The sequence below is a fragment of the Methylobacterium sp. E-016 genome, assembly GCF_022829745.1.
GTDB lineage: Bacteria > Pseudomonadota > Alphaproteobacteria > Rhizobiales > Beijerinckiaceae > Methylobacterium.
The window spans coordinates 90942-112394 of the sequence record NZ_JAKSYF010000138.1; the positions used below are offsets into that span (position 1 = coordinate 90942).

Sequence of the window (21453 nt, forward strand, 5' to 3'; positions counted from 1 at the left end):
CATGACGGCGCGTCGGGGTGTAGGGAGGGAACGCGCGCGCGCTGAAACCGTCGGTGCAGCGTACAAGGATCGGAACAACCCCATGGACGCCGAGCTCGCCTCCAGCCTGCGACGGGCCACCGCCGCCGCCCGGCGCCACGCCGAGAAGTTCGTCGGCCCTGTCGGCGCGGACGCCCTCCCGTGGTCGGTGGTCGATGCCTTCGATGCCGAGATCCGCGGCTCGGTCGAGCGCGACCGGCGGATCGAGGACGAGCGCGACCGCGTGCTGATCGCCGCGGTGAAGCTCGCCGACACCCGGCCGGAGGACGGGGCCGAGGCGATCGAGGCGGCCCGCGATCACCTGGTGGCGGCGATCGACTACCTGGAGCAGGCGGTGCTGCGGTTCGGCGTCGTCAACCGCGCCGGCGCGAAGCGCGGCTTCGGCTCGGCCGGCCAGCCGGTGACCGCGAGGACGTGACGTCGCCGCCGAAGCCGGGGTCTCGCCGACATCCTTTCAGGCATCCTCGGCAGGCGCGAATCGCCGTCAGCCCTCGCCGCCGCCCGCCAGGTGAAGCCTCGGCTTGAAGGGCGGCTTGCTGCCGGGGGCGTCGCCTCCGGACACCGCGTTGCGGGCATCGGCCACGGTCGCCTTCGCGGTCTCGATGGCGATGCCGACGGCGGCCATGGTCCGCATCTCCGGCGCGCGCTCGCGGGCGTAGCGGACCACGTCCGTCGCGAGCCGGTCGATCTCGCTGTTCAGGGCCTCGATGGCGGCCGGGTCGCGCAGCGTCGGGGCCTCGTCGATGATCGCCAGCAGCCGATCGGTCACCTCGTCGATCCGTTCGCGGCGCAGGCCGGCCAACCGCTGGCGGAGCCAGGCCACGGCCGAGAACAGGCCGCCGGCCAGGGCCGCCAGCAGGTAGAGGGTGTCGCCGTAGCGGTCGACGAAGCTGTGCTGCTCGCGCTCGTAATAGTCGATCGCGCCGGGATGGATCGGGATTCGCGCGCTCGTGGCCGCGACCGTCGTGTCGTAGGCCGGCGCCAGCACGTACTCGGCCGCGTCGCTGGTCTTGGCGGCGGCGGTGCGCAGCTCGAACAGGTGCTGGGTCACGTCGGCCGCGACCACCCGGCTCAGGGAGGCTCGGGCCATCAGCCGGTACGAGGCGCCGACCGTCTTGACGTCGTCGCCCGGCAGCTTGGGCTTGCCGCCGAACAATCCCCCGGGGACCGTGACGGCCTGCAGGCGCGGGAAGCGCTCGATGAGGGCGGCGTCGTCGGACACGCCGACGAAGTTGACCTTGCCGCCCTTGCTGACGGCCTTCACCGCCTCGACGAGGGCCAAGGCCTTCGGCGCCGACGGGGCGATGATGCTGACGACCGCGTCGACCTTCCTGGCCTGGACGGCCGTGCCGACCTCGGTCGCCTCGACCGGGACGAGCAGGACGGAATGGGCCGGGACCTTCGCCCCGGCGACCTCGGTCTCCAGGGTGAGGCCGTAATAGCCGAGGAGGCTCTTCAGCAGGGAGAAGTCGGCGTCCTTGTGCGCGGCGATGCCGAGGCGCCTGCCGCCGAGCTTGGGGAAGTCGTCGATCCCGGCCGCCTCCGGCGAGACGATGATCATGGCTTGGTCCCGCAGGATCGCGAGGGTCAGGCCGTTGGTCGGCAGGTCGACGTCGGGCCGGACCACGGCAAGGTCGGCGCGCCCGTCCTGGAGCGCCGCAGCGCTCTCGCGGACGTCGTCGAACGGGATGATCTTGAGGCGGACGTTCTCGCCGCCGGCGTCGAGGGCGTCGGCATAGGCCTTGATCAGCCCGGGCTCGGTGCCGTCCCGCGGGGCGACCGCGATGACCAGCGTGGTCGCCTGGGCGAGGTAGATCGCGAGCGCGGCGGCCGCGAGGAGGACGGCGATGGCCGACACGGCGAGCGTGCCGCGCGTGAGCAGCCATGGCGGAGCCTTCGGCATCGTCGCGATCGATCCACGGGAAACGGAGAATGCCCCGATCGCCTGAACGACCGGGGGCGGCATCGGCTCCGCCGCGGAACGGACGATGTGGTCAGATCGAGAAAACGTGAAGCGGCGTCGGGGCTCGCGGCGGACCCGCGAGCTTCCGACGGTCACGATGCCTGCTTGCCGGGGGGCCTGACGGATCGCACGCCGTGCCGAACCCGAACCCGAACCCGAACCCGAACGCGGCGCCGCCGTAGACGAGGGCGACCGCTTTCAGAAGGCTTCTCGCAACGCGGGCGCACTTTGCGCGAGGTCGCCGTCGACGCCCGCCCGGTCCTGCGTGGAGGCGGCTGTCGGATCGAACGGGGCCGTCGGCTCGCGCGCTCCCTCGGCCGCCGCATCCCTCACGCGATGCCCAGGATCTGCGAAAGGCGCTCGCGCGCCCGGCTGACCCGGCTCTTCACCGTGCCCGGCTGGCACCCGAGGACGAGGGCCGCTTCCTCGTAGGGCAGGCCCTCCAGCACCACGAGGAGCAGGGTCTCGCGCTGCTCGACGGGGAGCTCGGCCAGGGCGGTCTGCAGCTCGATCAGCCCGATCCGATGCTCCTGCTCGGCCGGCGACGTCAGCGCCGCGGCGAAGGCGCCGTCGACGTCGCGGACCTCGCGCCGGTAGCGCTTGCCCTGGTTGATGTGCGCATTGCGCAGGATCGTGAACAGCCAGGCGACGAGGTTCGTGCCGGCCTGGAAGCGGGAGCGGTGCTCCCACGCCTTCAGCAGCGTCGCCTGGACCAGGTCGTCGGCCTCGGCCGCGCTCCGGGTGCGCATCATCGCGAAGCGGCGCAGGCGCGGCACCGCCGCGATCAGGCTGTCGCTGAACGCCTTCGAGACCTGCCGTTCCGCCTGGGCGTCCAGCAGGGCGGCCCTGAGCCGAAGCAGGACCTGGCCGAGCCTCGTCTCGGGGTCGGCGTCGGCGACCGCTGGGAAGAGCTCGTCCAGTCGCCGGCCGATCATGTCCTGGACATGACGGGGCAACCCCTCGTTCGGCGAGAGTTCTTCGGACGCAGTACTGATGTGCATGAGGAGGGGGCGTCCTTTGTTCGTAGAGGAAGTCGCTTTGCCTGCCCCTCTACGGTCCGGCTCGTGCCCCGGGTTCTGGATGATCGATCACGTTCACGTCAATGATCCGGCTATACCAGTTCACGCCGAGCCCGGCCGCGGAACCCCGGCATCGCGACGTCGTCCCGGGCATCGCTCGGACCGCGGGCGACGCCGACGCCGATGCCCCTGGCGCACGCGTTCGCCGGGACAGCCGAGCGCCGACGACGGCGCCCACGGGGCATGGTGCGGCCTGCCGATCGGTTTGCATGCCGCTCCTGTTCGTTGCGTTCTGACGTTGCCGGCCGGCGACGAGGACCGCGGTGCAGGGACGCGGCCTTGCTTTCGCTCATCGGCCTGCTTGTCGGGATCGGCACGGGGGCGCGGCGTCGAGCCGGGGGCCTGCACGGTCCGGCTCGATCAGGTCGCGGCGACGGCCTGTGGAAGATCGGCCGGCGCACCTGCGGCGCGGGCGACCGGTACGCGGTGATCGACGACGCCAACCGGAGCCAGATCCGCGATCCCGGCCTGATCGATCCCGGGCAGATCTTCGTGCGGCCGGGCGAAGACGCGAAGATGGCCGAGAAGGACGAGAGGCGCGGCCGACCGGTCGAGGCGGTCGTCCAGGCGACGCCCCGAAGGATGAGGCGGGGCGGCTGGCGGCGCGCATCCAGCACAGGCGTCCGACTGTACCAGTTCGCCCGAAAACAAATCCTGGAACCGCGGGCGGACGTCGCTGTTTCGCGCTTCGGTTTTCTGGCGGTCGAGAAGGTGGGCAGGGTGGTTGCGGGCGTCGACAGGCACGAGCTCCGGCAGATCGTCGCCGGCCTCAGCGAAGGGGTGATCCTGGTCGAGCCCGACCAGACCATCGCCTACGCCAACGCGGCAGCGCTTGCCATGCACGGTGCCGAATCCCTCGGCGAGCTCGGCGAGACGGTGGAGATCTACCGCGAGCGCTTCGCCCTGCGCTACCGCAACAACCACACCCCGAACCAGTATCCGATGGAGCGGGTCGTTTCCGGAGAGCGCTTCCACGACGTCATCGTTGACGTGAAGCGCACCGACCGGCCCGGTGTCGACTTCGTCCATTCCCTGCGCAGCCTCGTGGCGACCGACCACGCGGGCACGCCGAGCTGCCTCGCGCTGATCCTCAAGGACGTTTCGGAGCAGTTCGAGGCCGAGGACCGCTTCGAGACCACCTTCAACGCCAACCCGGCCCCGGCGGTGATCTGCCGCCTGTCCGACCTGCGTCACGTCAAGGTCAACACCGGCTTCCTCGAGATGACCGGCTACACCCGCGATGCCGTGATCGGTCGCAGCGTCTACGAGGTCGACGTACTGGCCAACGCCCGCAACCGCGACCTGGCGGTCAACCGGCTCAACGCCGGCGCCACGATCCCGCAGATGGAGGCGTGCCTCGACCTGCCGGACGGCGGCACACGGTTCGTCATCGTCGCCGGCCAGCCGATGGAGTTGGGCGACGAGCCGTGCATGCTGTTCACCTTCGCCGACCTCGAGCTGCGCAAGAAGGCCGAGACGGCGCTGCGCCAGAGCGAGGAGCGCTTCGCCAAGGCGTTCCGGCTGACGCCGGTGCCGACCCTGCTCGCGCGCGCCGACGGCTTCGGGATCACCGGCGTGAACGACGCCTTCGCGCGCGTCTTCGGCTACGCCGCCGACGCCGTCCTGGGACGCTCGCCCGCCGAGTTCGGCCTGTGGGTCCACGATGCGGCGCGGTCCAAGTTCGAGACCGCCCTGTTGCGCACCGGCTTCGTGCTCGGTCTGGAGGTCTGCCTGCGCCACGAGGACGGGACGAACCTCGATTGCCTCGCCTCGGCCGAGCGCGTCGAGATCGGGGACGCCGTCTTCGCCCTGCTCGTCCTGCAGGACATCACCGACCGCAAGCGCAGCGAGCGGGACATGTTCGAGGCGGTCGAGGCGGTGATGGCCGACACCTCCTGGTTCAGCCGCGGCCTGATCGAGAAGCTCGCCAACCTCCGGCGACCGGGGACCGGTCACAAGGACGGCATCGCCCCGAACATCACCGTCCGGGAGCGCCAGATCCTCGACCTGATCTGCCAGGGCCAGGGCGACGAGGCGATCGCCAAGCGGCTCAACCTCTCCAAGAACACGGTGCGCAACCATTCCGCGTCGCTCTACCGGAAGCTCAACGTCCACAAGCGCACGGAGGCCATCGTCTGGGGGCGGGACAACGGGTTCCCGCTGTCGCCGACCGAGAAATAAAGACTGCCCGACTGGTACGTCTGCATCATTGTCCCGCCGGATCGGCCGACCATCTCAGGCAACGAACTTCGTCTCGGTCGCTGCGGAGACACCGATGAGCGTACAAAAGTCATCCGAGGCTTCGGAAAAGATAAAGGGCTCGGTCAAGGAAGCCATCGGCAAGTTGATCGGCGACGAAAAGGCCGAGACTGAAGGCAAGGCTCAGCAGAAATTACCGAGTGATGCGGTGAAACCGAACGTCGGGCCCAAGACGTAGCATCGACGACACTGCGCATCTCCTGCAACGTTTTTAACTCAGGACACGGACATCATGGTTGATACGGATCGGGTCACGGGTGCCGCCAAGGAATTCGGCGGCAAGGTGCAGGGCGCCGTCGGCGACCTCACCGGCTCGAAGCGGGACTCGGTCGAGGGCCGCGCCCGCGAGGCGCAGGGCTCCGCCGAGAACCTCTACGGCCAGGCCAAGGACACCGTGCGCGACGCCGCCGAGCACGTCGCCGACGCCGCCCGGGACATCGGCGGCCGGGTGCGCGACGCGGTCGGAAGCCTCGTCGGCTCCGACGACGTCGAGGACCGCGCGCGCCGGGCGCAGGGCGCCGCAGAGGACGGCTACGAGCGCGGCGAGCGCTACGTCCGCAGCGCCGGCGGCAACGCCTACGACCGGGCCGAGGACGCCTACGAGACCGGCGCCCGGTCCCTGCGCCAGGGCGGGCGCGAGGCCGCCGGCCGGATCGCCGAGCACCCGATGGCCGCGCTGCTCGTGGCCGGCCTCCTCGGCTACGGCCTCGGCCTGCTGATCCACGGCCGCGATTGATCGGCCCGGCCGCGCGTGCTCGCGCGGCCGCTCATCCCGCCTCCACCCACCGACCCCTCGAACGACCGAGCTTCTCGGACGACCGACGACCCGGAGTACCCGTACGTGTCTACTTCCCCCCTCCTCGCGACCCCTCCCGCCGCGGCCTCGGCCGACGTCCGAACCGTCCTGCTGAACCAGGTGTCGTGGGGTGCGATCTTCGCCGGCGCCGCGACGGCGCTGGTGACCCAGGTCATCCTCAACATGCTCGGCGTCGGCGTCGGCCTGTCCAGCGTCGGCGGCCCGGCGGTCGACAACCCGACCGCCTCGACCCTGTCGCTCGGCGCCGGCCTCTGGTTCGTCGGCTCCGGCATCGTCGCCTCGCTCGCCGGCGGGCTCATCGCCGGGCGCCTCTCGGGCAAGCCCGTCACGGGGGCTGCCGGCCTGCACGGCCTCGTCGCCTGGGCGGTGACGACCCTCGTCGTGCTGTACCTGCTCACCTCGGCCGCAGGCGGCCTCGTCGGCGGCGCCTTCTCGGGCGTGACCAGCACGCTCGGTGGCGCCGGCTCGCTCGTCGGCGGCACCGTGAAGACCGCGGCGCAGGCGGCGGCCCCGTCGCTGGCGCAGATCTCGAACCCGCTCGACGGGATCGAGAAGTCGGTGCGCCAGCAGGCGGCCGGCCAGGACCCGCAGGCCCTGCGCGATGCCGCCGCCTCGGCGGTCCGTGCCCTGCTGTCCGGCGACCCGGCCCAGAAGGCCCAGGCCGAGAACCGCGCCGCCGACGCGCTGGCCAAGGCCCAGGGCATCCCGGTCGACCAGGCCAAGACGCAGATTCAGAACTACGAGAAGCAGTACGACGCCGCGCTCGCCGACGCCAAGCAGAAGGCGTCCGCCGCAGCCGAGGCCACCCGCAGTGCGGCCACGCAGGGCGCGTTCTACGGCGCCCTCGCGCTGATCCTCGGCGCGCTCGCCGGCTTCCTCGGCGGCCGCCTCGGCGCCCCGAAGCCGCCGACCCTGGTCGCCGGCTACGACGCACGCCGCGCCTGAGCCGAGTCCCGGCTGAACTCGAGCTCGGCTCAGCCCGACGCTCGGCGAACGACCGGCCGGTCCATGCGACCGGCCGGCCCCCCCGAACCCGTCTCTTCCCGCGCAAGGAGCCATCCCATGAGCAGCACCACCGACAAGCTGAAGGGCTTCGCCAACGAGGCCGCCGGCAACATCAAGCAGGCCGCCGGCAAGGTCACCGGCAACGACGGCCTGATGGTCGAAGGCAAGGCCCAGGAGCTCAAGGGCGAGGCCCAGCGCACCGTCGGCGAGGCCAAGGACGGCGTGTCGTCGCTGGTCGACAAGGTCGGCGGCAAGCGCTGATCCGGCACGGCGGCGGGCGACCCGACCGGGGCCCGACCGCCGCCCGATACTTCGAAAGCCAGGAGAGATCCATGAACGGCGACCAGTTCCGCGGCGCATCGCGCCACCTCAAGGGCCGTGCCCAGAGCGCGCTCGGCGGCCTCACCGGCGACCCGGGCCGCCAGGTCCGCGGCGCCGTGAACCAGGCGGCCGGCGGCGCGCAATACGCCTACGGCCGCGCCCGCGACCGGGCCGAGGACCTTCTCGACGACGGGCGCGCCCTCGCCCACGCGGTCGAGGACCAAGCCGGCCGCTGGATCGACGAGGGCCGCGATCTCACCCGCCACGCCCGCAAGCGCGGATCGTCCTACGGCCGGCAGGCGGCGCGCTACGCCGACGACAACCGCGTCTCCGCCCTGGTCGGCCTCGCCGCCGTCGCCTTCGCGGTCGGCTGGCTGTCCCGTTCCAGGTCCTGAACCCATCCCATCGGAGACGCATTCCATGATCCGCTAGCTGCTCACCGCCTTTCTGCTCCCGAAGGTCATCGCCTACGTCAGCCGCCGCCTCGCCGGCCGCTCCGCCGCCCCGCCGAACCGCCGCGGCTACTGAAGCATCCCCCTTCCCCCGCCCATCAGGAGACGATCCACGATGAAGCTGACCCTCGCCCTCGCCGCCACCGTCGCCGCCACCCTGGTCGGTCTGCCGGCCCAGGCCGCCCCGGCATCCAGCGCCCCCGTCGAGGCGCTGGTGCGCGGTGACCTGCCGACCGGCTACGTGCAGTATCGCCGCTTCGGTCATCGTCACGGCTGGCGCGGCGGGCGGGGGTACGGCCGGGGTTACGGCTATGGACGCGGCTACGGCCATCGTCGCGGGCCCGGCGTCGGCGCGGCGGTGGGCGCGGGCGTCGCAGGCCTGGCGGCCGGGGCGATCATCGGCGGCGCCATCGCGAACGCGCAGGCGCAGGCCGCGCCGGTGGTGGTGCAGGGCGGCCCGGATCCCGAGGCGGTCGCCGCCTGCGCGCGCCGCTTCCGCTCCTACGATGCCGCCAGCGGGACCTACCTCGGCAACGACGGCGACCGTCACCCCTGCCCGTGATCGCAGACCCCGCCGGGCTCGCCAACGCTGCGGGTCCGGTCCCCCGATCCTGAGCGCGCGGGACGCCTCGCGGATCGGCGGGCGGCGCGCGCTCCCGCTCCCTTCGAGCACCGGTCTGGTGCCGGACCTTCCACCTTACAACCCAAAAGGACGACCGATGAGCAAGGGCTATCCCTCGATGACCGCGCTGCTGGGCCTTCTGGCCGTGGCCGGCTACCAGAACCGCGATAAGCTCGCCGAGCTCCTAAAGGGGCATGATGCGACGCCGGGGCACGCGACGATTCCGCCGGTGTCGAGCCGCTCCACGACCTCGTCCGGCAACGGCGGCCTCTCGAGCCTGGGCGGGCTCCTCGGTGGCGTCGGCTCGGCCGGCGTCGGCGGCCTGATCGCCAGCGGCCTGAGCGAGCTCGTCGACCACTTCACCAAGGGCGGCCACGGCGAGACGGCGAATTCCTGGATCAACCAGGGCGCCAACCGCGACATCCACGAGGCCGATCTCGAGCGCGCCATCGGCCCGGAGACCCTCGACCACCTGACCCAGCAGACCGGCCTGAGCCGCTCCGCGCTCCTGTCGCGCCTCTCGCGCGAGCTGCCCTCGGCCATCGACCGCTACGCCGCCGACGGTCGCAAGCTCGCCTGACGCCGAACGACGATGCGGCCGGCGCGCGAAGGCGCCGGCCGTCAGGGCGCGCCGTGTCGTCTCGTGGATCGTCGCGCATGCGGCCCGGGATCGGGGCCGTCCGATGTACGGCGGGAAGGGTGCGTCGACTGCGTCAACGGCTCGGTGGCCGCGAAGCGCAGCCTTTCGTGACGTCTCGGCCTGCGCGGCGCAGCGCAGGCTCCGTGGGGCCAACGCGATGGCGCGCGGACCGGATCGACAAGCCCGGCCGCCTCGCTCCGCATCTCAGGCCAGGACCAGGATCGTCCCGAGTACCAGCAGGACCAGGAGGCCGGCGAGCAGGACGACGCGTCCGACCGGCTCGGTCTCGTCGGCCTCGGGCTCCGCCGCCTCGGCCGCCGGCGCGGCGGCCGCGACCGGCTCGCCCTCGCCGGTCGTTGCGATCACGCGGGGCACGCCGGGCTCCGGGCTCGCGAGGGTCAGGCGCGGCGCGGCGTCGGTCTCGGCGCGCGGGCCGAACGCATCCGGCTCCACGCTCACCCCCGCCACCTCCAATTCCAGCATCACCAGGACGAGGGCGTCGACGTCGAAGGTCTCGACCGGCAGAGCCGCCTGAAGCTCGCTCGCGGTCAGCTCCCCGCGCTCGCGCCCCAGGGCGATCAGACGGTCGAGCGTCGCGCGGTCGATCGTGCCTGCCATCCGTTTCCTCCCGCCGTTTCCCCTGCGATAAGTGGCGCCGGGCAAGCGGGTTTCACGGACCTTCGCGGGCTCGCGCGGGCTCGATGCGGCGCGTGCGCGGATCCTGGCGTCGGGGCCGATCGTCAGTACAGCGCCCTGGCCAAGCCGATGAGGCTGTCCTCGCGATCGATCGCCTCGTCGGCATCCGGTCGGGTCAGCTCGGTCCGGAACTGCCCCGGCGGGAGGCCGAAGGCCGCCGCGAAGGCTCGGCTGCAATGGCTTTCGGTGGCGAATCCGTGGGCGTAGGCGAGGCTTCCGAGACGGCGCGTCTCGCCGGGGCGCAGGAGGGCGCGGCGCAGCTCGTCCAGGCGGCGCTGCTGGATGAACCGCCTCACCCCGCCATCCACTCCGAAGACCCGGTACAGGACGGAGCGCGAGATCCCGATCCCGTCCGCGACGGCATGCGCATCGAGGTTCGGGTCCGGCAGGCGCGTCGCGATGAAGGCCTCGGCACGCCGGCGCCGCAGCGCGTCCCCCGCCTCGGCCGGAAGCGCCTCGGCCGAGGCCGGCAGGCCCTTGAGGCCTAGGCTCAGCAGGTTGATCGCCGCCGCTGCGACGTGGGCCGACGGATCCGGCTGCAGCGATGCGGATCGCCGCGTGAGCGAGGCCAGGAAATCCGTGAGCAGGCCGCAAGCCGCGGCCGGCAGGACGGTGCCGTGGATCCCGGCCGGATCGGAGATCACCTCCGCGACGTGGGCGCGTGCCACCTGAATCGTGAGCAGGTCCGCCCGCGTCGTCATGCGGGAGACGTGGGGGCGGCTCGTGTCGAGCACGACGACCTCGCCGGGCTGAAGCCGCCGCTCGGCACCGGGCGGACCGGACACGAAATCCCCGGATCTCAGGAGATGGAGCGTGATGTGATCGAAGCCGTGGCGGCCGACGCACGCCCAGGTGCGGTTCGACAAGACGCCTTCCACGCGCCGTTCATGCAGCACCAGGCGCGGGAGGCGGATGACGTTGAGGCGCGCGCTGAAGCCGGCGCCGATCCGCGACAGGTCGGCGACACCGCCGTAGAGGCGGTGATAAGCTTCGAAATTCTCGACGTCCAACTGCAGACCCCAACGCGCCCGAGGCATGCCGTCAGACGGCAAGCAACGGCACGGCTTCGGGCATTGTTCCGCTTGATATCGGCAACCTTAGATAAGCCTGACTTCACCTTTGCGTGATCTCTGATCGTGGCTTCCTCGCCGGCAGCCACGTGCGGCCTGCGCAATCGGCGTCGGCGAGCCGGCTGATGCCCGGCATCCCGCTTCCCATCCGTCGCGCAGGCAGGCTGTCGTCGGCAGCCTCCGTGCCGGCGAACGGGTGAGCCTGGCCGCTCTCTGGCATCCACCGCGGGCTCGACGCGGTCGCGGTCATGCCGACGCGCAGCGACATCGTCGGGACGGCGATCCCCCCGTCGTCCCGTTCGATCGCGCTTTCCGGCACAGGGCGTGGAACGCTTTCCTCGACGTCGCCGTATCTGGTCCGCGTCCCGCCCCTACCCAGGCGAGGACCGTCCTTGCGTTCGGAGACTTCGATTTCGAGGCGATCCGTCTCGGAGGGCCGATGGCGCCGGCCAGGCGCGCCGAACGACGTGCTCGCCTCGCTCCACGGGAGTCGGACTTGAAAACCCTGGTTGCGCTGGTCCTCTCCATGGCGGTGTTCCTGGCACACGGTGCCGTGGCGCAGACGACGCAGGACGATCCGGGTTCGGCGAGCTCTGAGGAGGCGAGGCCGGGGCCGCCGCCGCCGCTTCCGGACCTGTCCGATCCGAACTCCCGCACCGGAGAAAGTCTCGGAGAGCCCGATGCGCGATCGGGCATTCCCAAGACGCTGCGTGGGTCGGCCAGCAAGTCCGGCGGACCGGCGAACGACCTGAACCCGAGCGGCACGCCGCAGGAGGCGCCGCCGCCGAAGGGCGACCTCGCGAACGTGCTCACGGGCAAGGAACTGTTTCACGGCAACTATTGCGGTGCGGGCCAGCGCGGCGCCGACCTGCCGCCGACCGACGCCCTCGACGCCGCCTGCCAGCGCCACGACGCCTGCTACGATGCGGCCGGGCACCGCTCGTGCGCGTGCGACCAGGCACTCAGGCGCGAGGCGACGGCGGTATCGGAACGACCGGACGTCCCGCTCGAGGTTCGCCGGCGGTCGCTCAGCGTCGCCGAGGCCGCCGATGCGATGAATTGCCGGGCGCCCTGAGCCGGGCCCGGCACGCGGTCGCCCTCGTCGGCCGGGACCCTGGGACGGCACAGGTCGGATCGGTCCGGCATCGCCATCCGCCCTGTCGGGGCCGGTCGAGACGCCGCGGATGAGCGCCCGGTCCGGTGGAGGCCCGAGGTCGAAGCGGCACCATGGATGCCCGGTCCGTCGCGGTCGAGGGCGACGGGGACGGTGCGGGGGGCCGGGGCATTCGCCTCGCGGACGTTCGCGGCGTGGAGAGCGACCGGCCTCGCGGAACGGTCGTCGACGCCGTGCCGTCCTTCGCGTGGGCAGCGCGGAATCCTCAGTGTTTCAGCAGCTGCGAAGCCCGTGTGCGCTTCATCGCCGAGCGGATGGAGCCGAGGAAGGGCCCTTTCGCGGCAGAGTCCCTTCGGTCCCAGGACGACGCGCCTCGACCGCTCCTGCCGGCGCTCTGGTTCGTCGCTGGATCGACGTGGGTCATCAAGGTCCCGCAGACGCGAACCGAAAGGCTATCGAACCGCTTGAAGGCGGCCGCGATGGTCTCCCGAGGCGTCGTGCCCCACCGGGCGAGATGAACCACCAGATCGGCCAGCCTTGCGAGCGGCAGAAAGTCGAGCGACTGCAGAACCGGCGGAGCTTCGAGGATGATGATCTCGAACGAGGACCTCACCCGTTCGATGAAGGCTGCGAGACGCATGCAGGTGAGATCGTCGGAAGCGATCCAGCGTGGCGCTGCCAAACGGACGACCGGATCGTCGGCGAAATCCCTCAGGAAGGCATCAGGGTCGCTCACCGCCGCATCGAGCGGCAGGGATAGGGTGCCTGTTTCCTCGGTCGACCGCGACGCGACATCGACGATGAGGGCTCTCCCGCCGTTCCTGGCCGCCTCGGTCGCCAGGGCGCGGCCGACGTCCGACTTGCCTTCCTTGGCAACCGACGATGTGATGAGGAGGACGCGGCCGAAGGCGGCGGCGGTCTGCACGTCGATCGAGGCCGCCAGGAACCGGATCGCTTCCTCGAAAAGGCGCTTGTCGCTCGGCTTCGGGCGCTTCGGCTGGTCGGGGATCATGCCGAGGCACGGCGTCTGCGTCTCGGCCGACAGCTCGGCCTCCGAGCGGAGGCCGTCGTGCCGGTTCTCCAGCAGGTAGGCGCCGCCGATCCCGATCGCCGTCGCGCCCAGCATCGCCACGGCGAAGATCACGACCGGGTTCGGTCCCGAGGGAAGCGGGATCGCCTCGGCCCGCATCACGACCTGCGCGCTGGTGGACGCCAGGCCCGCTGCGGCGATGGCCTGGGCATAACTTTCGGTGAGCACCTTCAGCCTGTCACGCAACGAGGTCGCGTCGAGTTGAAGGCTCTTCAGCTGGGTCTCGCGCTTCTTGGAGTCGATCGCCGTGTCCTTGGTCTGCCTGATGTGAGCCGCGAGCGCTGCCTCCGCGTCGGCGGCGGATCTCAAGCGGCCGTCCAATTCCTTGATCGCTCCCTCGATCTCCGCGTGGAGGCGCGTCTCCGTGTCGTCGAGCGCGGATCGCGCGCGCGAGAGGCCGGGATGCTTCGGTCCGTTGAGGGCGAGTTCCGCCAGTTCCCTCCGCTGCTTCTCGCGGTTCTCCAGGAGTTCCCGGATCACCGGAGCACCGGCGAGGTCTTCCGCGGACGGAACGCCTCCGGCGACGAAGACCTCTTTGGCGTGTGCGACCCTCGCCTCCTCGGCCAGGCGCAAAGCGGTCGCCGCATCGAGACGGGCGGAGAGGTTCTGCAGTTGCTGCTGTGGCATTCCGCCGTCGGTCGACAGCTCGAGAAATCCCGACTGGCGCCGATACGCGTTCACGGCCGACTCGGCGATGTCGAGCGACGCGCGGGTCTGACGGATCTGCGAGGCGACCCAGTCGCTTGTCCGCTGGGCAGCCCTGACGCCGGTCTCCATGTTGTTGCTGATGTATTCGTCCAGGAACGCATTGACGATCTTCGCTGATCGCTCCGGATCGGCCGAAGCATAAGAAACGCCGATGATGTAGGACCGAATGTCGTTGGTGACGGAGAGCCCCTGAAGAAGTGCGTGCGCGATCAGGTCTTCGCGAAACGTCTGGTCCGAGGACGGCGTCTGCCAAGGGCGAATGGTGCGGAGATTGTCGGGCAGCCAGCTTTCGAAACGAAGGATGAACGGGGTCGCGGGCGCAAACTCCGGATCTGCCGCCAAGTTGAGGCGGGCGACGACCCGGCGGGCGACGGCCCTGGAGCGGAGCAGGCGCGCTTCGCTCTCCACGAGGGCCGACGCTTCGACCGCCGTTCCGGTCGATTGCGCCGATGATCCCGTCCGCGTCTGCTCGTCGCGGCTGAAGGTCAGCTGGATCAAGGCGTCTGCGGTATAGGTCTTCTTGATGAGGATCAGCCCGGCGATGCCCATCACGAACCCGGCCACCAGCGCCACCCCGATGAGCCGGCGGCGACGCAAGATCATCTTGATCGCCGACTGCGCGACGCCGTCGTAGTGATCACGGACGCTCGTCTCCCTGAGGTGGGGATCGAACCGCGGCAACTGGTTCATGTCGTCCTCGTCGTTGAAGGCTGTCGGATGGTCTTCGAGGCGTAGAGCTTCCGCTCGGCCGCACGGTGGTCTGGCATCGGTGGCGCCTTCCGGGGCGCCGCTCGCGGTCGGGCCGGGTACGCGGTCGGACGATGCCCGCGGCGCCGATCGGTTATCGAAGCAGAGCGCCCGGGTACTTGTCGGTCGGATCCGCGGAGGTCCATGTGGTCGGGCGTTGCGCTGCGCGGTCAGAGGCCGTGGCATTGGCGGCGACGCCGTTGCTTGCGCCGCCTTGCGCCATGGCATCCGACGCTGCGCCGTCCCGGCGGATCTCGACGATCTCGCCCGGCGCAAGGACCGTTGTCAGCGTCACGCGCACGGTCTCCGCCTTCCCGTTCTGGCGCCGGGTGACGAAGGCGCTGCGGCTCAATTCCTGCGACGTGGCGATGCCGAGGGTGCCGCCCTGCTGGATGCGCGCTTCGCGGACCTCCCGCGCCGTGGGGAGGCTCGTCTCGACCTCGGCCAGGCGAGAGCGCAGCTCCTGCAACTCGACGATGACGCGCCGCTTGTAGGTGTTCCGCGTGTCGAGCACGCGCACGGCGAGATCGCCGATGCCCAGCTCGAGACGGGCCAGCTCCGAGGAGAGGCGCGCGATGTTTCCCTTGTTGCGCGCTTCCTCGCGCTTGAGCTCGATCCCGGTGTAGCGCCGCGCGAGACCGTCGCTCATGAGCTTGTTGTAGTCGCCAAGATGGTCCTGGATCAGGTTCAATTGCACCTGCTCGGAAGCCGACTGGGCCTTGTTTCCCACGATTTCCGCTTCGAGCCGGGGCTTCTGCTCCTCGAGCAGCGAGACCTCGGCCTTCAGAGCCTTCTGCTGGGTCTCCAGCATCTCGCGTTCCGCCTTCAGGAGGGCGCGCGTCCCATCGTCCTCGGTCAGCTCGGCGGGAAGCGCGAAGCTCGGCGCGTCGTTGAGCTGCGCCGACAGGCGAGCGCGGCGGACCAGGAGCGTACGGCGGGTCAGCTCGAGCGCTCGCACGCGCTCCTCGGCCAGGAGAAACTCCGTGCGCAGCCCGATCTGCGCCTGCTCGGGCAGCGCATATCCCCCTGCCAGGGCGATGGCACTCTGGACGGTGGCACCGTAGCGGAACGGATAGCTTCCCGGGGATTTGACGTCGCCCATCACGTAGATCGGCCGCATCTCGGAAATCCGGGCGCTCACGACCGGCTGATGGAAGTAGCCGTCGGCGAGCCTTTCCGTCACACGCTTCTGAAGCTCGGGCAGCGTCAGATCCGCGACCGCGACGTCGCCGACGATGGGAAGCAGAATGCTGCCATCGCCGCCGACCACGTAGTCCCCGGCCAGCTCCGGCTGACCGAACACGGACAGGGTGATCTTGTCGCCGGACGAGATCCGATAGACCGCGTCCTGCGCGTGGGCGGAACATCCCACCGCGATCACCGCCAGGACGGCGAGCACCACCGAGCCGAGGCGGCCGACCCATCGAGAGAGCTCATGCATGGCGACCGACCTGTCTTCCCGTCGAGACCCGAATGGATCATCTCGAAATCGCGTCTGCGTTCACGCTGGCCGTCCTCACGGCGACGGCGTGGGTTTCCGGTGAGCCGCCGGCGACGGCGACCGTCCTCGCGAACATGACCATGGCGCCGACGATCCTCGGGCAGCCCTGGCTGTCGCCGATCCACTGGACGCTGTTCGTCGAGCTCGTCTTCTACCTCCTCGTCGCGCTGCTCTTCTCGGCGGGCGCGTTGCGGCGGGTCGGCGTGCTTCTCGCCGTGGCGCTCGGGCTGATCGCCGCCACCGTGCTGCCCGTGACGCTGCGCATCCACGGGCTGGCGAACCTGCCCGTGCAGTATCTCGGGCTTCACCTCGCCTGGCTGTTCGTCGGGCTTCTGCTGCGCCTCGGCATGGTCGAGCGGCGCCGGGGGGCGATGGAGGCCGTACTCCTCCTCGTCCTCGCGCAGGGGGGCGCCGTCCTGCTGGTGGCCGACTACTCGCTCGCGCGTGCCGACCTGTTCGTCATCGACGGACGCATCCCCGTCATGAGCGCCTACGCGCTCGCGGTGGCCACGTTCTGGATCGCCGTTCGGGCGCGTCGCCCGCGTTCGATGCTGCTCGCTCGGATCGGGCTGATCAGCTACGCCATGTATCTCCTTCACGGGAGCGTGAACGTCGCCATCTATCGCTTGATGCCTTTGACGGGATCGATGCCGGACGCGCTGACGATGGCGATCTGCACGCTGTCGACGCTGGTCGTCTCCTGGATGGTCTACATGCGCATCGAGCGCCCGATGATCCGGTTGGGCCGGCGCCTGTCGCGAGGATCGGCAGACCGCATCCCGCGGGCGGATGTCGTCGCAACGGGCGGTTCCAACACTTAGCCGGTTGCCGATGAAGGCTGGGGCATGGCTCTTCATCAAGTATCGTCGCATGTTGGATCCGAGATCTTGGCGGCGTCATCCTCACGTCCGCGTGGATGGGCACCCCATGGGCCAGGTTCTCGACGGCAGCGCTGCGGGATCGGCCGACGGCCGGTGGTCGGCGGCGACCAGCTCGAGCGGTCGCGCTTCCATGAGGCCATCTGCAAGGGTGGTCCGCCGAGAACGACCGCTTCACGTCAGATCCGATCGGCCAAATGCCGGGACCGAACACCGGGCGCCGATGCGCGAGACCGTGACGCCCGGTGAGATCCGGTTCCGCAAGGCCTGGCTTCAGGCGATCGTCGATCGCGTCGAAGGCGATGTCATCCGGATCGATGGGGACGAGGCGCACCACGAAGCCGTCATCGCGGGCCGCGATGCTCACATCGCACCCGGTGCTCGCAGTTCTGTACGGAAATGGCGCGCCAGACAGAATGAAACTGCGAACACCTATATCATTGAAGTCGCGAGATAATTTCCAGGGTCGGACTATCAATCCGGCGTCTCACGGCCGTTGTACCTGCACCGAGCCCAATCCTGGTCCCAAAACCGACATTCGGCTTTGCGCTTAATCCGGTTATTCAACGAGCAGCTGACGCTCCTCCATAGCAGACGCTCACCGTGACGGCTGCGGCGGCGGCCCATTCGCATAAGGGCACGCTACGGAAAGATAGAACGCCCCGGTAGAACGACCGCCACGCTACGCCTTCACCGGTCTCTAAGCCCTCTAGATCGTTGGCCATGCCGTCCTCTTCATTCAGGACGAGAGCAAAGGTAATTCGGCTCGGCGCTGAGTGGTTCGCGACGGCGCCGGCTAGGCCGCACGGTGCCCCCCTGGGCGGTGCTGCTCTGCCGGCGCTCGACTATCAGCCGGTCGCTTAGGTCAACCTGGCGGGACATATTTGATAGGTCATTGCCTTGCCTGTAGATTCACGGCGGGATCCAAACTTTGGCCGGCCTGATGCCTGGCACCACGGCGCTGAAGGTAGTGGCCGACGACGAGACCGGCTAGCTTAAGAGCGCAACGATCCTAGGTCAGTTCGGCCAGGTGCCGGACGAATTCGCCGAGAGCTTACAAGGCGGGTAAGGCTCAATCACGAGCACACAGATTATTGAACAAAAGCAACCTCGCGCACGTTTGGTCTTAGCATCAACGCGCCGGTATTGGCGCAGCGTGAGGAACATTTATGTCGATTAGAGCATTCGCACTCGCCGCCTCGTGCACTCTGGCTCTGTCCGGCGCTGCGTTCGCGCAAGCGACCGCCCCCTCCGGCACGACCGGAACTGGGATGGGGACCAGCAGCACCGGCGGTTCGGCCACGAGTCAGCCGAAGGAACTCGCTACTCCCGGTGGCGCGAATGCCGGCGGCGGCACGGGCTCTACGCCGATGACGGCCCCGGGAGCGAACGGGATGAGCACAGGGACCGGTTCGCCGGGCGCTAGCTCGTCGGGCATGAGCACCCCATCGACGGGCGCCGCCGGAGCGCGCTGAGCATTCGTTGCGACGTCGTCGAGCTCGCTACGCTCTACGCCGCCTAGTTCGGTCCCGCCGCCCGGTTACGGGCTGGCGGGCGCCATCCGCCTCACTCCGCGATGATGGCGATGAACGAGAAGGAACCGGCGAGCGCGAAGGTGCCAGCCACGAGGGATACGATCAGGAGCATGGGAGAGGCCTCAGCCGTCGAACGGCGACGCTTCCTCAACCCGTAAGGTCGTACCCGGTTTCAGGCGGGGGACTGCTGAGGACGGCGATATCCGCACATCCTTAATCGCCGCCGTCAGCCCCGGCGGCGTCGCCGTCATCGTCGCTGAACAGCCAATCGAGCGCCCCGGCTCCAACTCCGCCAGCTGCATCCCTCTGCTCACTGCTCAAGCGCGGTTCGGGATGCTCCGCCCGCACGTCCGCGAACCACCGGCGCGCGAACTGATCGAGGGCTTCGTCGGTGAGGAGCGTTCTATCCTGAGGTGGCATCCGAAGGCTTCTTGGACGGTCGAACGGTTCGGCCCCGTCCCGATCTGCTCACGGGACGGGGGAACCCCGGATCTCACCAGCTCGGCCGATACGCAACTTGGCCCGGGTGCAGGATGGCGGCGTTTGGTTAGGGTCTCATCACCGCGACGGGCGCCGCAGTGTGCCGGAACGGGGCGCTGAGCGGCCTTAGGCCGTCTCAGCGACCTTCGTTCCGCCCGCGGCCTTTCGCGGCGGCCTTGGCGGCCTTCGGCTTGCCCTTGGGGGAGTTGGGTGCCTCAGAGACCGTCTCGTCAGCGTCAGCGGCCTTAGGAGCCGCTTTGCGCCGTTGCTGGCCAAGGCCGAGGGAGCGCGCCAGCTCGGAACGCTGAGCGGAGTAGTTTGCGGCGGTCGAAGGGTAGTCCGACGGCAGGCCGTAGCGCGCGCGGTAGGTCTCCATCGTCAGGCCGGCCTTGGTAACGTGGCGCTTGAGCGTCTTGTAGCGCTTCCCGTCGATGAAGGATATCAGCGCTTCCGACGTGATCGACTTGCGGACCTGTGCCAGCGTCGGCTTCTCAGGGCCTGCGGGCTCGGCGGGCGCTGCGTTGGCTAGGCCGGACATGGCCGCGTGCACGGAAGCAATCACACCAGGTAGCTCTGATACGGACACCCGGTTGTTCGACACGTAAGCCGCTACGAGGTCGGCAGCGAGTTCGATGAAATCGGTCGATTGAGTTTCGACTTGTTCGTCCAAGGTCGTCTCCTCCACAAAAGGAGGCTTACTGCTCTACATGCTCCGCCGGATCGTCAAGTGATAGCTTGGCGGAAAATACTGAAGCCGATAGGGTGTCCTCATAAAACCGCGAGAACACCCCAAAGCACGTTCACGCAGGAACTTGGCGTGACGGTCTCTGTTCCGGTCCTACGGTATGATGCCGTAGAAGACCCTTCTCCATGAACAAGCTCATCCTCGGCGCGACCCTGACACTCGGCCCCCTGCTCGGCGCCAACACGGCCAGCATAGCAGCGCCAGACGGTCTCGACCCCAACGCTTCGGCGACCGGGAACAGCCAGACGCATCTCGTCTGATGCCATCGCTACCGCGGAGCGATGGGCAAGAGCCGGGGCCGCCCACAGGGACGCCCCGGATCACTTTCCCGAACCGATTTCGCAGATCATGCGTATAGATCGTAGCAGGCCCGCGCGATATAACGTAAGCTGTGCCTTGAATTGACACGAAGATTGAAGGATCTCACGCGAGAGGGGAACTCGAAGGACAACCTAAGTGACTGAAGAAAACTCGGGTCAGAACTCCGAAACGCTCGCACTGGCCAGCGAAATCGTAGCCGCCTACGTCGCGACCAACTCCATCCCCGTTTCTGAGCTTCCGAATTTCATCGGCAGCGTTTATAAGGCTCTGTTGACCCTCTACAGCGGCACCAGAGCTGCGGGCACCAGCGCTCCTGCTGAGAGCATCGAGCAGCCGACCGCGGCACAGATCAAAAAATCCATCACGCCGGACGCCCTCATCAGCTTCATTGACGGCAAGCGGTACAAGACGCTCAAGCGTCATCTCAGCAGACACGGTCTCGACCCACATAGCTACAGGGTGAAGTTCGGCCTGCCGTCGGACTACCCGATGGTCACTGCAAGCTACTCGGAAGCCCGCTCTCAGCTTGCAAGGGACATCGGCTTGGGCCGGCCTGGTCGCGCGACTGCCTGAGCAGTGTAGCTCGGTGTCGCCTCGATCGGTTAACCGACGAGGCGACCTTCACAGCCCAATGCCGCGCGCCGATATGATCCGTTGCGTGGCATTGACCAGCATCTCGTCCGAGAACGGCTTCGGCATGAAGCGCGCCCCCATCGGCAACTGATCCTCAGCCGGTGTTGCAAGGCCAGATGATCGGACCCCACGAGGTGATCCAAGGGTAAAGTTAGTGCACGGTGGGCCGCTCCGCCACGGGTAGTTTGGCCGGCGGAGCTGGTCGGGCGAGCGCCGCCGGCCAAGCTGAGAAGGCTGGCACGAACACCTCCGGGGCCGGCGGCCGGTATCTCAGCGATGCATGCGGGCGCACGCCGTTGTCGTAACGTCGCCAGCTTTCGATGACGACCTGCGCTTCTCTGAGTGTGTAGAAGATCTCGCCGTTCAGAAGTTCGTCGCGAAGCCGTGCGTTGAAGCTTTCAGCGTAGCCATTCTCCCACGGTGAGCCTGGCGTGATGTAGGCCGTCTTTGCTCCGACGCCGGTAATCCAAGCTTGGACAGCCTTCGCAACGAACTCCGAGCCGTTATCAGAGCCGCAGAGGCGTTCCGGGCTTCACCCAGCCTCGAAGGCCACAGCCTCGCCGAACAGCTCGACTGGTTCATCGGCTATGTCGCCGAGGAGCGTGCCGCTGGCCGGATGAACTGAAGGCGGGCTGGTGCCGGCGCTCCCACAGCGGTCCTCACCGATCGTCCTTCATGCCTCGGAACTGGCATCCGCGTCGAGGACTGGCAGGCGTGGGTCGCCGATGGCCTCGGCAT

The 21453-nt window shown here is 69.1% G+C and carries 23 protein-coding genes and 1 pseudogene; 15 read left to right on the plus strand and 9 right to left on the minus strand.

Annotated elements, in window-relative coordinates:
* Window positions 1–82 precede the first annotated feature (82 nt).
* A complete protein-coding gene (locus MKK68_RS20425) occupies window positions 83–457 on the plus strand; it encodes a hypothetical protein (protein ID WP_243932855.1) in 375 nt (124 codons plus the stop codon).
* 66 nt (window positions 458–523) lie between these two features.
* Here MKK68_RS20425 and MKK68_RS20430 read toward each other — a convergent pair whose 3' ends face one another.
* Window positions 524–1897 carry a TAXI family TRAP transporter solute-binding subunit gene (locus MKK68_RS20430; RefSeq protein WP_244032700.1) on the minus strand — a complete coding sequence of 458 codons (1374 nt, stop codon included), beginning with the start codon at window positions 1895–1897 and terminating at the stop codon, window positions 524–526.
* 434 nt (window positions 1898–2331) lie between these two features.
* The gene (locus tag MKK68_RS20435) at window positions 2332–3003 is read right to left on the minus strand and encodes a sigma-70 family RNA polymerase sigma factor (RefSeq protein ID WP_187274894.1); all 672 of its coding nucleotides are present in this window, start codon (window positions 3001–3003) and stop codon (window positions 2332–2334) included.
* Window positions 3004–3801: 798 nt separating this feature from the next.
* On the opposite strand from MKK68_RS20435, the gene MKK68_RS20440 reads away from it, so the two are divergent.
* From MKK68_RS20440 to MKK68_RS20475, 8 genes are all read left to right on the plus strand, one after another.
* A complete protein-coding gene (locus tag MKK68_RS20440) occupies window positions 3802–5262 on the plus strand; it encodes a helix-turn-helix transcriptional regulator (protein ID WP_243946585.1) in 1461 nt (486 codons plus the stop codon).
* Window positions 5263–5356: 94 nt separating this feature from the next.
* Entirely contained in the window at window positions 5357–5518 is a 162-nt protein-coding gene (locus MKK68_RS20445; protein ID WP_244032702.1) for a CsbD family protein, read from the plus strand.
* A gap of 54 nt (window positions 5519–5572) precedes the next feature.
* The gene (locus tag MKK68_RS20450) at window positions 5573–6076 is read left to right on the plus strand and encodes a CsbD family protein (protein WP_244032703.1); all 504 of its coding nucleotides are present in this window, start codon (window positions 5573–5575) and stop codon (window positions 6074–6076) included.
* A 105-nt stretch (window positions 6077–6181) separates the two neighbouring features.
* Entirely contained in the window at window positions 6182–7102 is a 921-nt protein-coding gene (locus tag MKK68_RS20455) for a PhnA-like protein (RefSeq protein WP_244032704.1), read from the plus strand.
* 117 nt (window positions 7103–7219) lie between these two features.
* Entirely contained in the window at window positions 7220–7423 is a 204-nt protein-coding gene (locus tag MKK68_RS20460; protein WP_244032705.1) for a CsbD family protein, read from the plus strand.
* Window positions 7424–7494: 71 nt separating this feature from the next.
* Window positions 7495–7878, plus strand: a complete 384-nt coding sequence (locus MKK68_RS20465; protein ID WP_147859831.1) for a CsbD family protein — start codon at window positions 7495–7497, stop codon at window positions 7876–7878.
* A gap of 172 nt (window positions 7879–8050) precedes the next feature.
* The gene (locus tag MKK68_RS20470; protein WP_243937926.1) at window positions 8051–8497 is read left to right on the plus strand and encodes a BA14K family protein; all 447 of its coding nucleotides are present in this window, start codon (window positions 8051–8053) and stop codon (window positions 8495–8497) included.
* A 157-nt stretch (window positions 8498–8654) separates the two neighbouring features.
* On the plus strand, window positions 8655–9137 hold the full coding sequence (locus MKK68_RS20475; protein WP_244032706.1) for a YidB family protein: 483 nt from the start codon (window positions 8655–8657) through the stop codon (window positions 9135–9137).
* Window positions 9138–9401: 264 nt separating this feature from the next.
* Here MKK68_RS20475 and MKK68_RS20480 read toward each other — a convergent pair whose 3' ends face one another.
* Complete coding sequence (locus MKK68_RS20480) at window positions 9402–9815, minus strand: RNA polymerase sigma factor region1.1 domain-containing protein (protein WP_244032707.1); 414 nt, start codon at window positions 9813–9815, stop codon at window positions 9402–9404.
* A 122-nt stretch (window positions 9816–9937) separates the two neighbouring features.
* Window positions 9938–10930 carry a helix-turn-helix domain-containing protein gene (locus MKK68_RS20485; RefSeq protein ID WP_244032708.1) on the minus strand — a complete coding sequence of 331 codons (993 nt, stop codon included), beginning with the start codon at window positions 10928–10930 and terminating at the stop codon, window positions 9938–9940.
* Between the two features lie 559 nt (window positions 10931–11489).
* Here MKK68_RS20485 and MKK68_RS20490 point away from each other — a divergent pair.
* On the plus strand, window positions 11490–12038 hold the full coding sequence (locus tag MKK68_RS20490) for a phospholipase A2 family protein (protein WP_244032766.1): 549 nt from the start codon (window positions 11490–11492) through the stop codon (window positions 12036–12038).
* 304 nt (window positions 12039–12342) lie between these two features.
* Here the strand turns inward: MKK68_RS20490 and MKK68_RS20495 are convergent, their stop codons facing one another.
* Both MKK68_RS20495 and MKK68_RS20500 read right to left on the minus strand, forming a co-directional pair.
* Window positions 12343–14565, minus strand: a complete 2223-nt coding sequence (locus tag MKK68_RS20495; protein ID WP_244032709.1) for a GumC family protein — start codon at window positions 14563–14565, stop codon at window positions 12343–12345.
* Between the two features lie 151 nt (window positions 14566–14716).
* On the minus strand, window positions 14717–16021 hold the full coding sequence (locus MKK68_RS20500; protein WP_244032711.1) for a polysaccharide biosynthesis/export family protein: 1305 nt from the start codon (window positions 16019–16021) through the stop codon (window positions 14717–14719).
* Window positions 16022–16095: 74 nt separating this feature from the next.
* Here MKK68_RS20500 and MKK68_RS20505 point away from each other — a divergent pair, with 74 nt between their 5' ends.
* Together MKK68_RS20505 and MKK68_RS20510 are read left to right on the plus strand one after the other, a co-directional pair.
* Complete coding sequence (locus MKK68_RS20505) at window positions 16096–16944, plus strand: acyltransferase family protein (protein WP_244032712.1); 849 nt, start codon at window positions 16096–16098, stop codon at window positions 16942–16944.
* Between the two features lie 280 nt (window positions 16945–17224).
* The gene (locus MKK68_RS20510) at window positions 17225–17458 is read left to right on the plus strand and encodes a hypothetical protein (RefSeq protein ID WP_244032714.1); all 234 of its coding nucleotides are present in this window, start codon (window positions 17225–17227) and stop codon (window positions 17456–17458) included.
* 1291 nt (window positions 17459–18749) lie between these two features.
* On the opposite strand, the gene MKK68_RS20515 is transcribed toward MKK68_RS20510, so the two are convergent.
* Together MKK68_RS20515 and MKK68_RS20520 are read right to left on the minus strand one after the other, a co-directional pair.
* Complete coding sequence (locus MKK68_RS20515; protein ID WP_244032716.1) at window positions 18750–18956, minus strand: hypothetical protein; 207 nt, start codon at window positions 18954–18956, stop codon at window positions 18750–18752.
* Between the two features lie 196 nt (window positions 18957–19152).
* Window positions 19153–19686, minus strand: coding sequence for a MucR family transcriptional regulator (locus MKK68_RS20520; protein WP_244032717.1), 534 nt, complete (start codon window positions 19684–19686; stop codon window positions 19153–19155).
* 200 nt (window positions 19687–19886) lie between these two features.
* Between MKK68_RS20520 and MKK68_RS29565 the strand changes: the two genes are divergently transcribed.
* Window positions 19887–20021 carry a hypothetical protein gene (locus MKK68_RS29565; RefSeq protein ID WP_279605441.1) on the plus strand — a complete coding sequence of 45 codons (135 nt, stop codon included), beginning with the start codon at window positions 19887–19889 and terminating at the stop codon, window positions 20019–20021.
* Between the two features lie 196 nt (window positions 20022–20217).
* Window positions 20218–20655: a MucR family transcriptional regulator gene (locus MKK68_RS20525; protein WP_244032718.1), complete on the plus strand. Its 438-nt coding sequence runs from the start codon at window positions 20218–20220 to the stop codon at window positions 20653–20655.
* A 211-nt stretch (window positions 20656–20866) separates the two neighbouring features.
* On the opposite strand, the pseudogene MKK68_RS20530 reads toward MKK68_RS20525, so the two are convergent.
* Window positions 20867–21226: pseudogene (locus MKK68_RS20530) on the minus strand (integrase core domain-containing protein); the annotation flags it as partial.
* Here MKK68_RS20530 and MKK68_RS20535 point away from each other — a divergent pair.
* Window positions 21188–21340 (plus strand): hypothetical protein, encoded by a 153-nt coding sequence (locus tag MKK68_RS20535; RefSeq protein ID WP_244032720.1) that lies wholly within the window; start codon window positions 21188–21190, stop codon window positions 21338–21340. The pseudogene MKK68_RS20530 and the gene MKK68_RS20535 sit on opposite strands and share 39 nt — an antisense overlap.
* The last annotated feature ends 113 nt before the right edge of the window (window positions 21341–21453 follow it).

Coding starts and splice junctions, on each gene's coding strand:
- MKK68_RS20445 (WP_244032702.1), top strand. CDS start 5,357: ATGAGCGTACAAAAGTCATCCGAGGCTTCGGAAAAGATAAAGGGCTCG.
- MKK68_RS20510 (WP_244032714.1), top strand. CDS start 17,225: ATGCGCGAGACCGTGACGCCCGGTGAGATCCGGTTCCGCAAGGCCTGG.
- MKK68_RS20425 (WP_243932855.1), top strand. CDS start 83: ATGGACGCCGAGCTCGCCTCCAGCCTGCGACGGGCCACCGCCGCCGCC.
- MKK68_RS20435 (WP_187274894.1), bottom strand. CDS start 3,003: ATGCACATCAGTACTGCGTCCGAAGAACTCTCGCCGAACGAGGGGTTG.
- MKK68_RS20460 (WP_244032705.1), top strand. CDS start 7,220: ATGAGCAGCACCACCGACAAGCTGAAGGGCTTCGCCAACGAGGCCGCC.
- MKK68_RS20470 (WP_243937926.1), top strand. CDS start 8,051: ATGAAGCTGACCCTCGCCCTCGCCGCCACCGTCGCCGCCACCCTGGTC.
- MKK68_RS20465 (WP_147859831.1), top strand. CDS start 7,495: ATGAACGGCGACCAGTTCCGCGGCGCATCGCGCCACCTCAAGGGCCGT.
- MKK68_RS20505 (WP_244032712.1), top strand. CDS start 16,096: ATGGATCATCTCGAAATCGCGTCTGCGTTCACGCTGGCCGTCCTCACG.
- MKK68_RS29565 (WP_279605441.1), top strand. CDS start 19,887: ATGAACAAGCTCATCCTCGGCGCGACCCTGACACTCGGCCCCCTGCTC.
- MKK68_RS20485 (WP_244032708.1), bottom strand. CDS start 10,930: ATGCCTCGGGCGCGTTGGGGTCTGCAGTTGGACGTCGAGAATTTCGAA.
- MKK68_RS20490 (WP_244032766.1), top strand. CDS start 11,490: ATGGCGGTGTTCCTGGCACACGGTGCCGTGGCGCAGACGACGCAGGAC.
- MKK68_RS20515 (WP_244032716.1), bottom strand. CDS start 18,956: ATGCCACCTCAGGATAGAACGCTCCTCACCGACGAAGCCCTCGATCAG.
- MKK68_RS20450 (WP_244032703.1), top strand. CDS start 5,573: ATGGTTGATACGGATCGGGTCACGGGTGCCGCCAAGGAATTCGGCGGC.
- MKK68_RS20480 (WP_244032707.1), bottom strand. CDS start 9,815: ATGGCAGGCACGATCGACCGCGCGACGCTCGACCGTCTGATCGCCCTG.
- MKK68_RS20495 (WP_244032709.1), bottom strand. CDS start 14,565: ATGAACCAGTTGCCGCGGTTCGATCCCCACCTCAGGGAGACGAGCGTC.
- MKK68_RS20475 (WP_244032706.1), top strand. CDS start 8,655: ATGAGCAAGGGCTATCCCTCGATGACCGCGCTGCTGGGCCTTCTGGCC.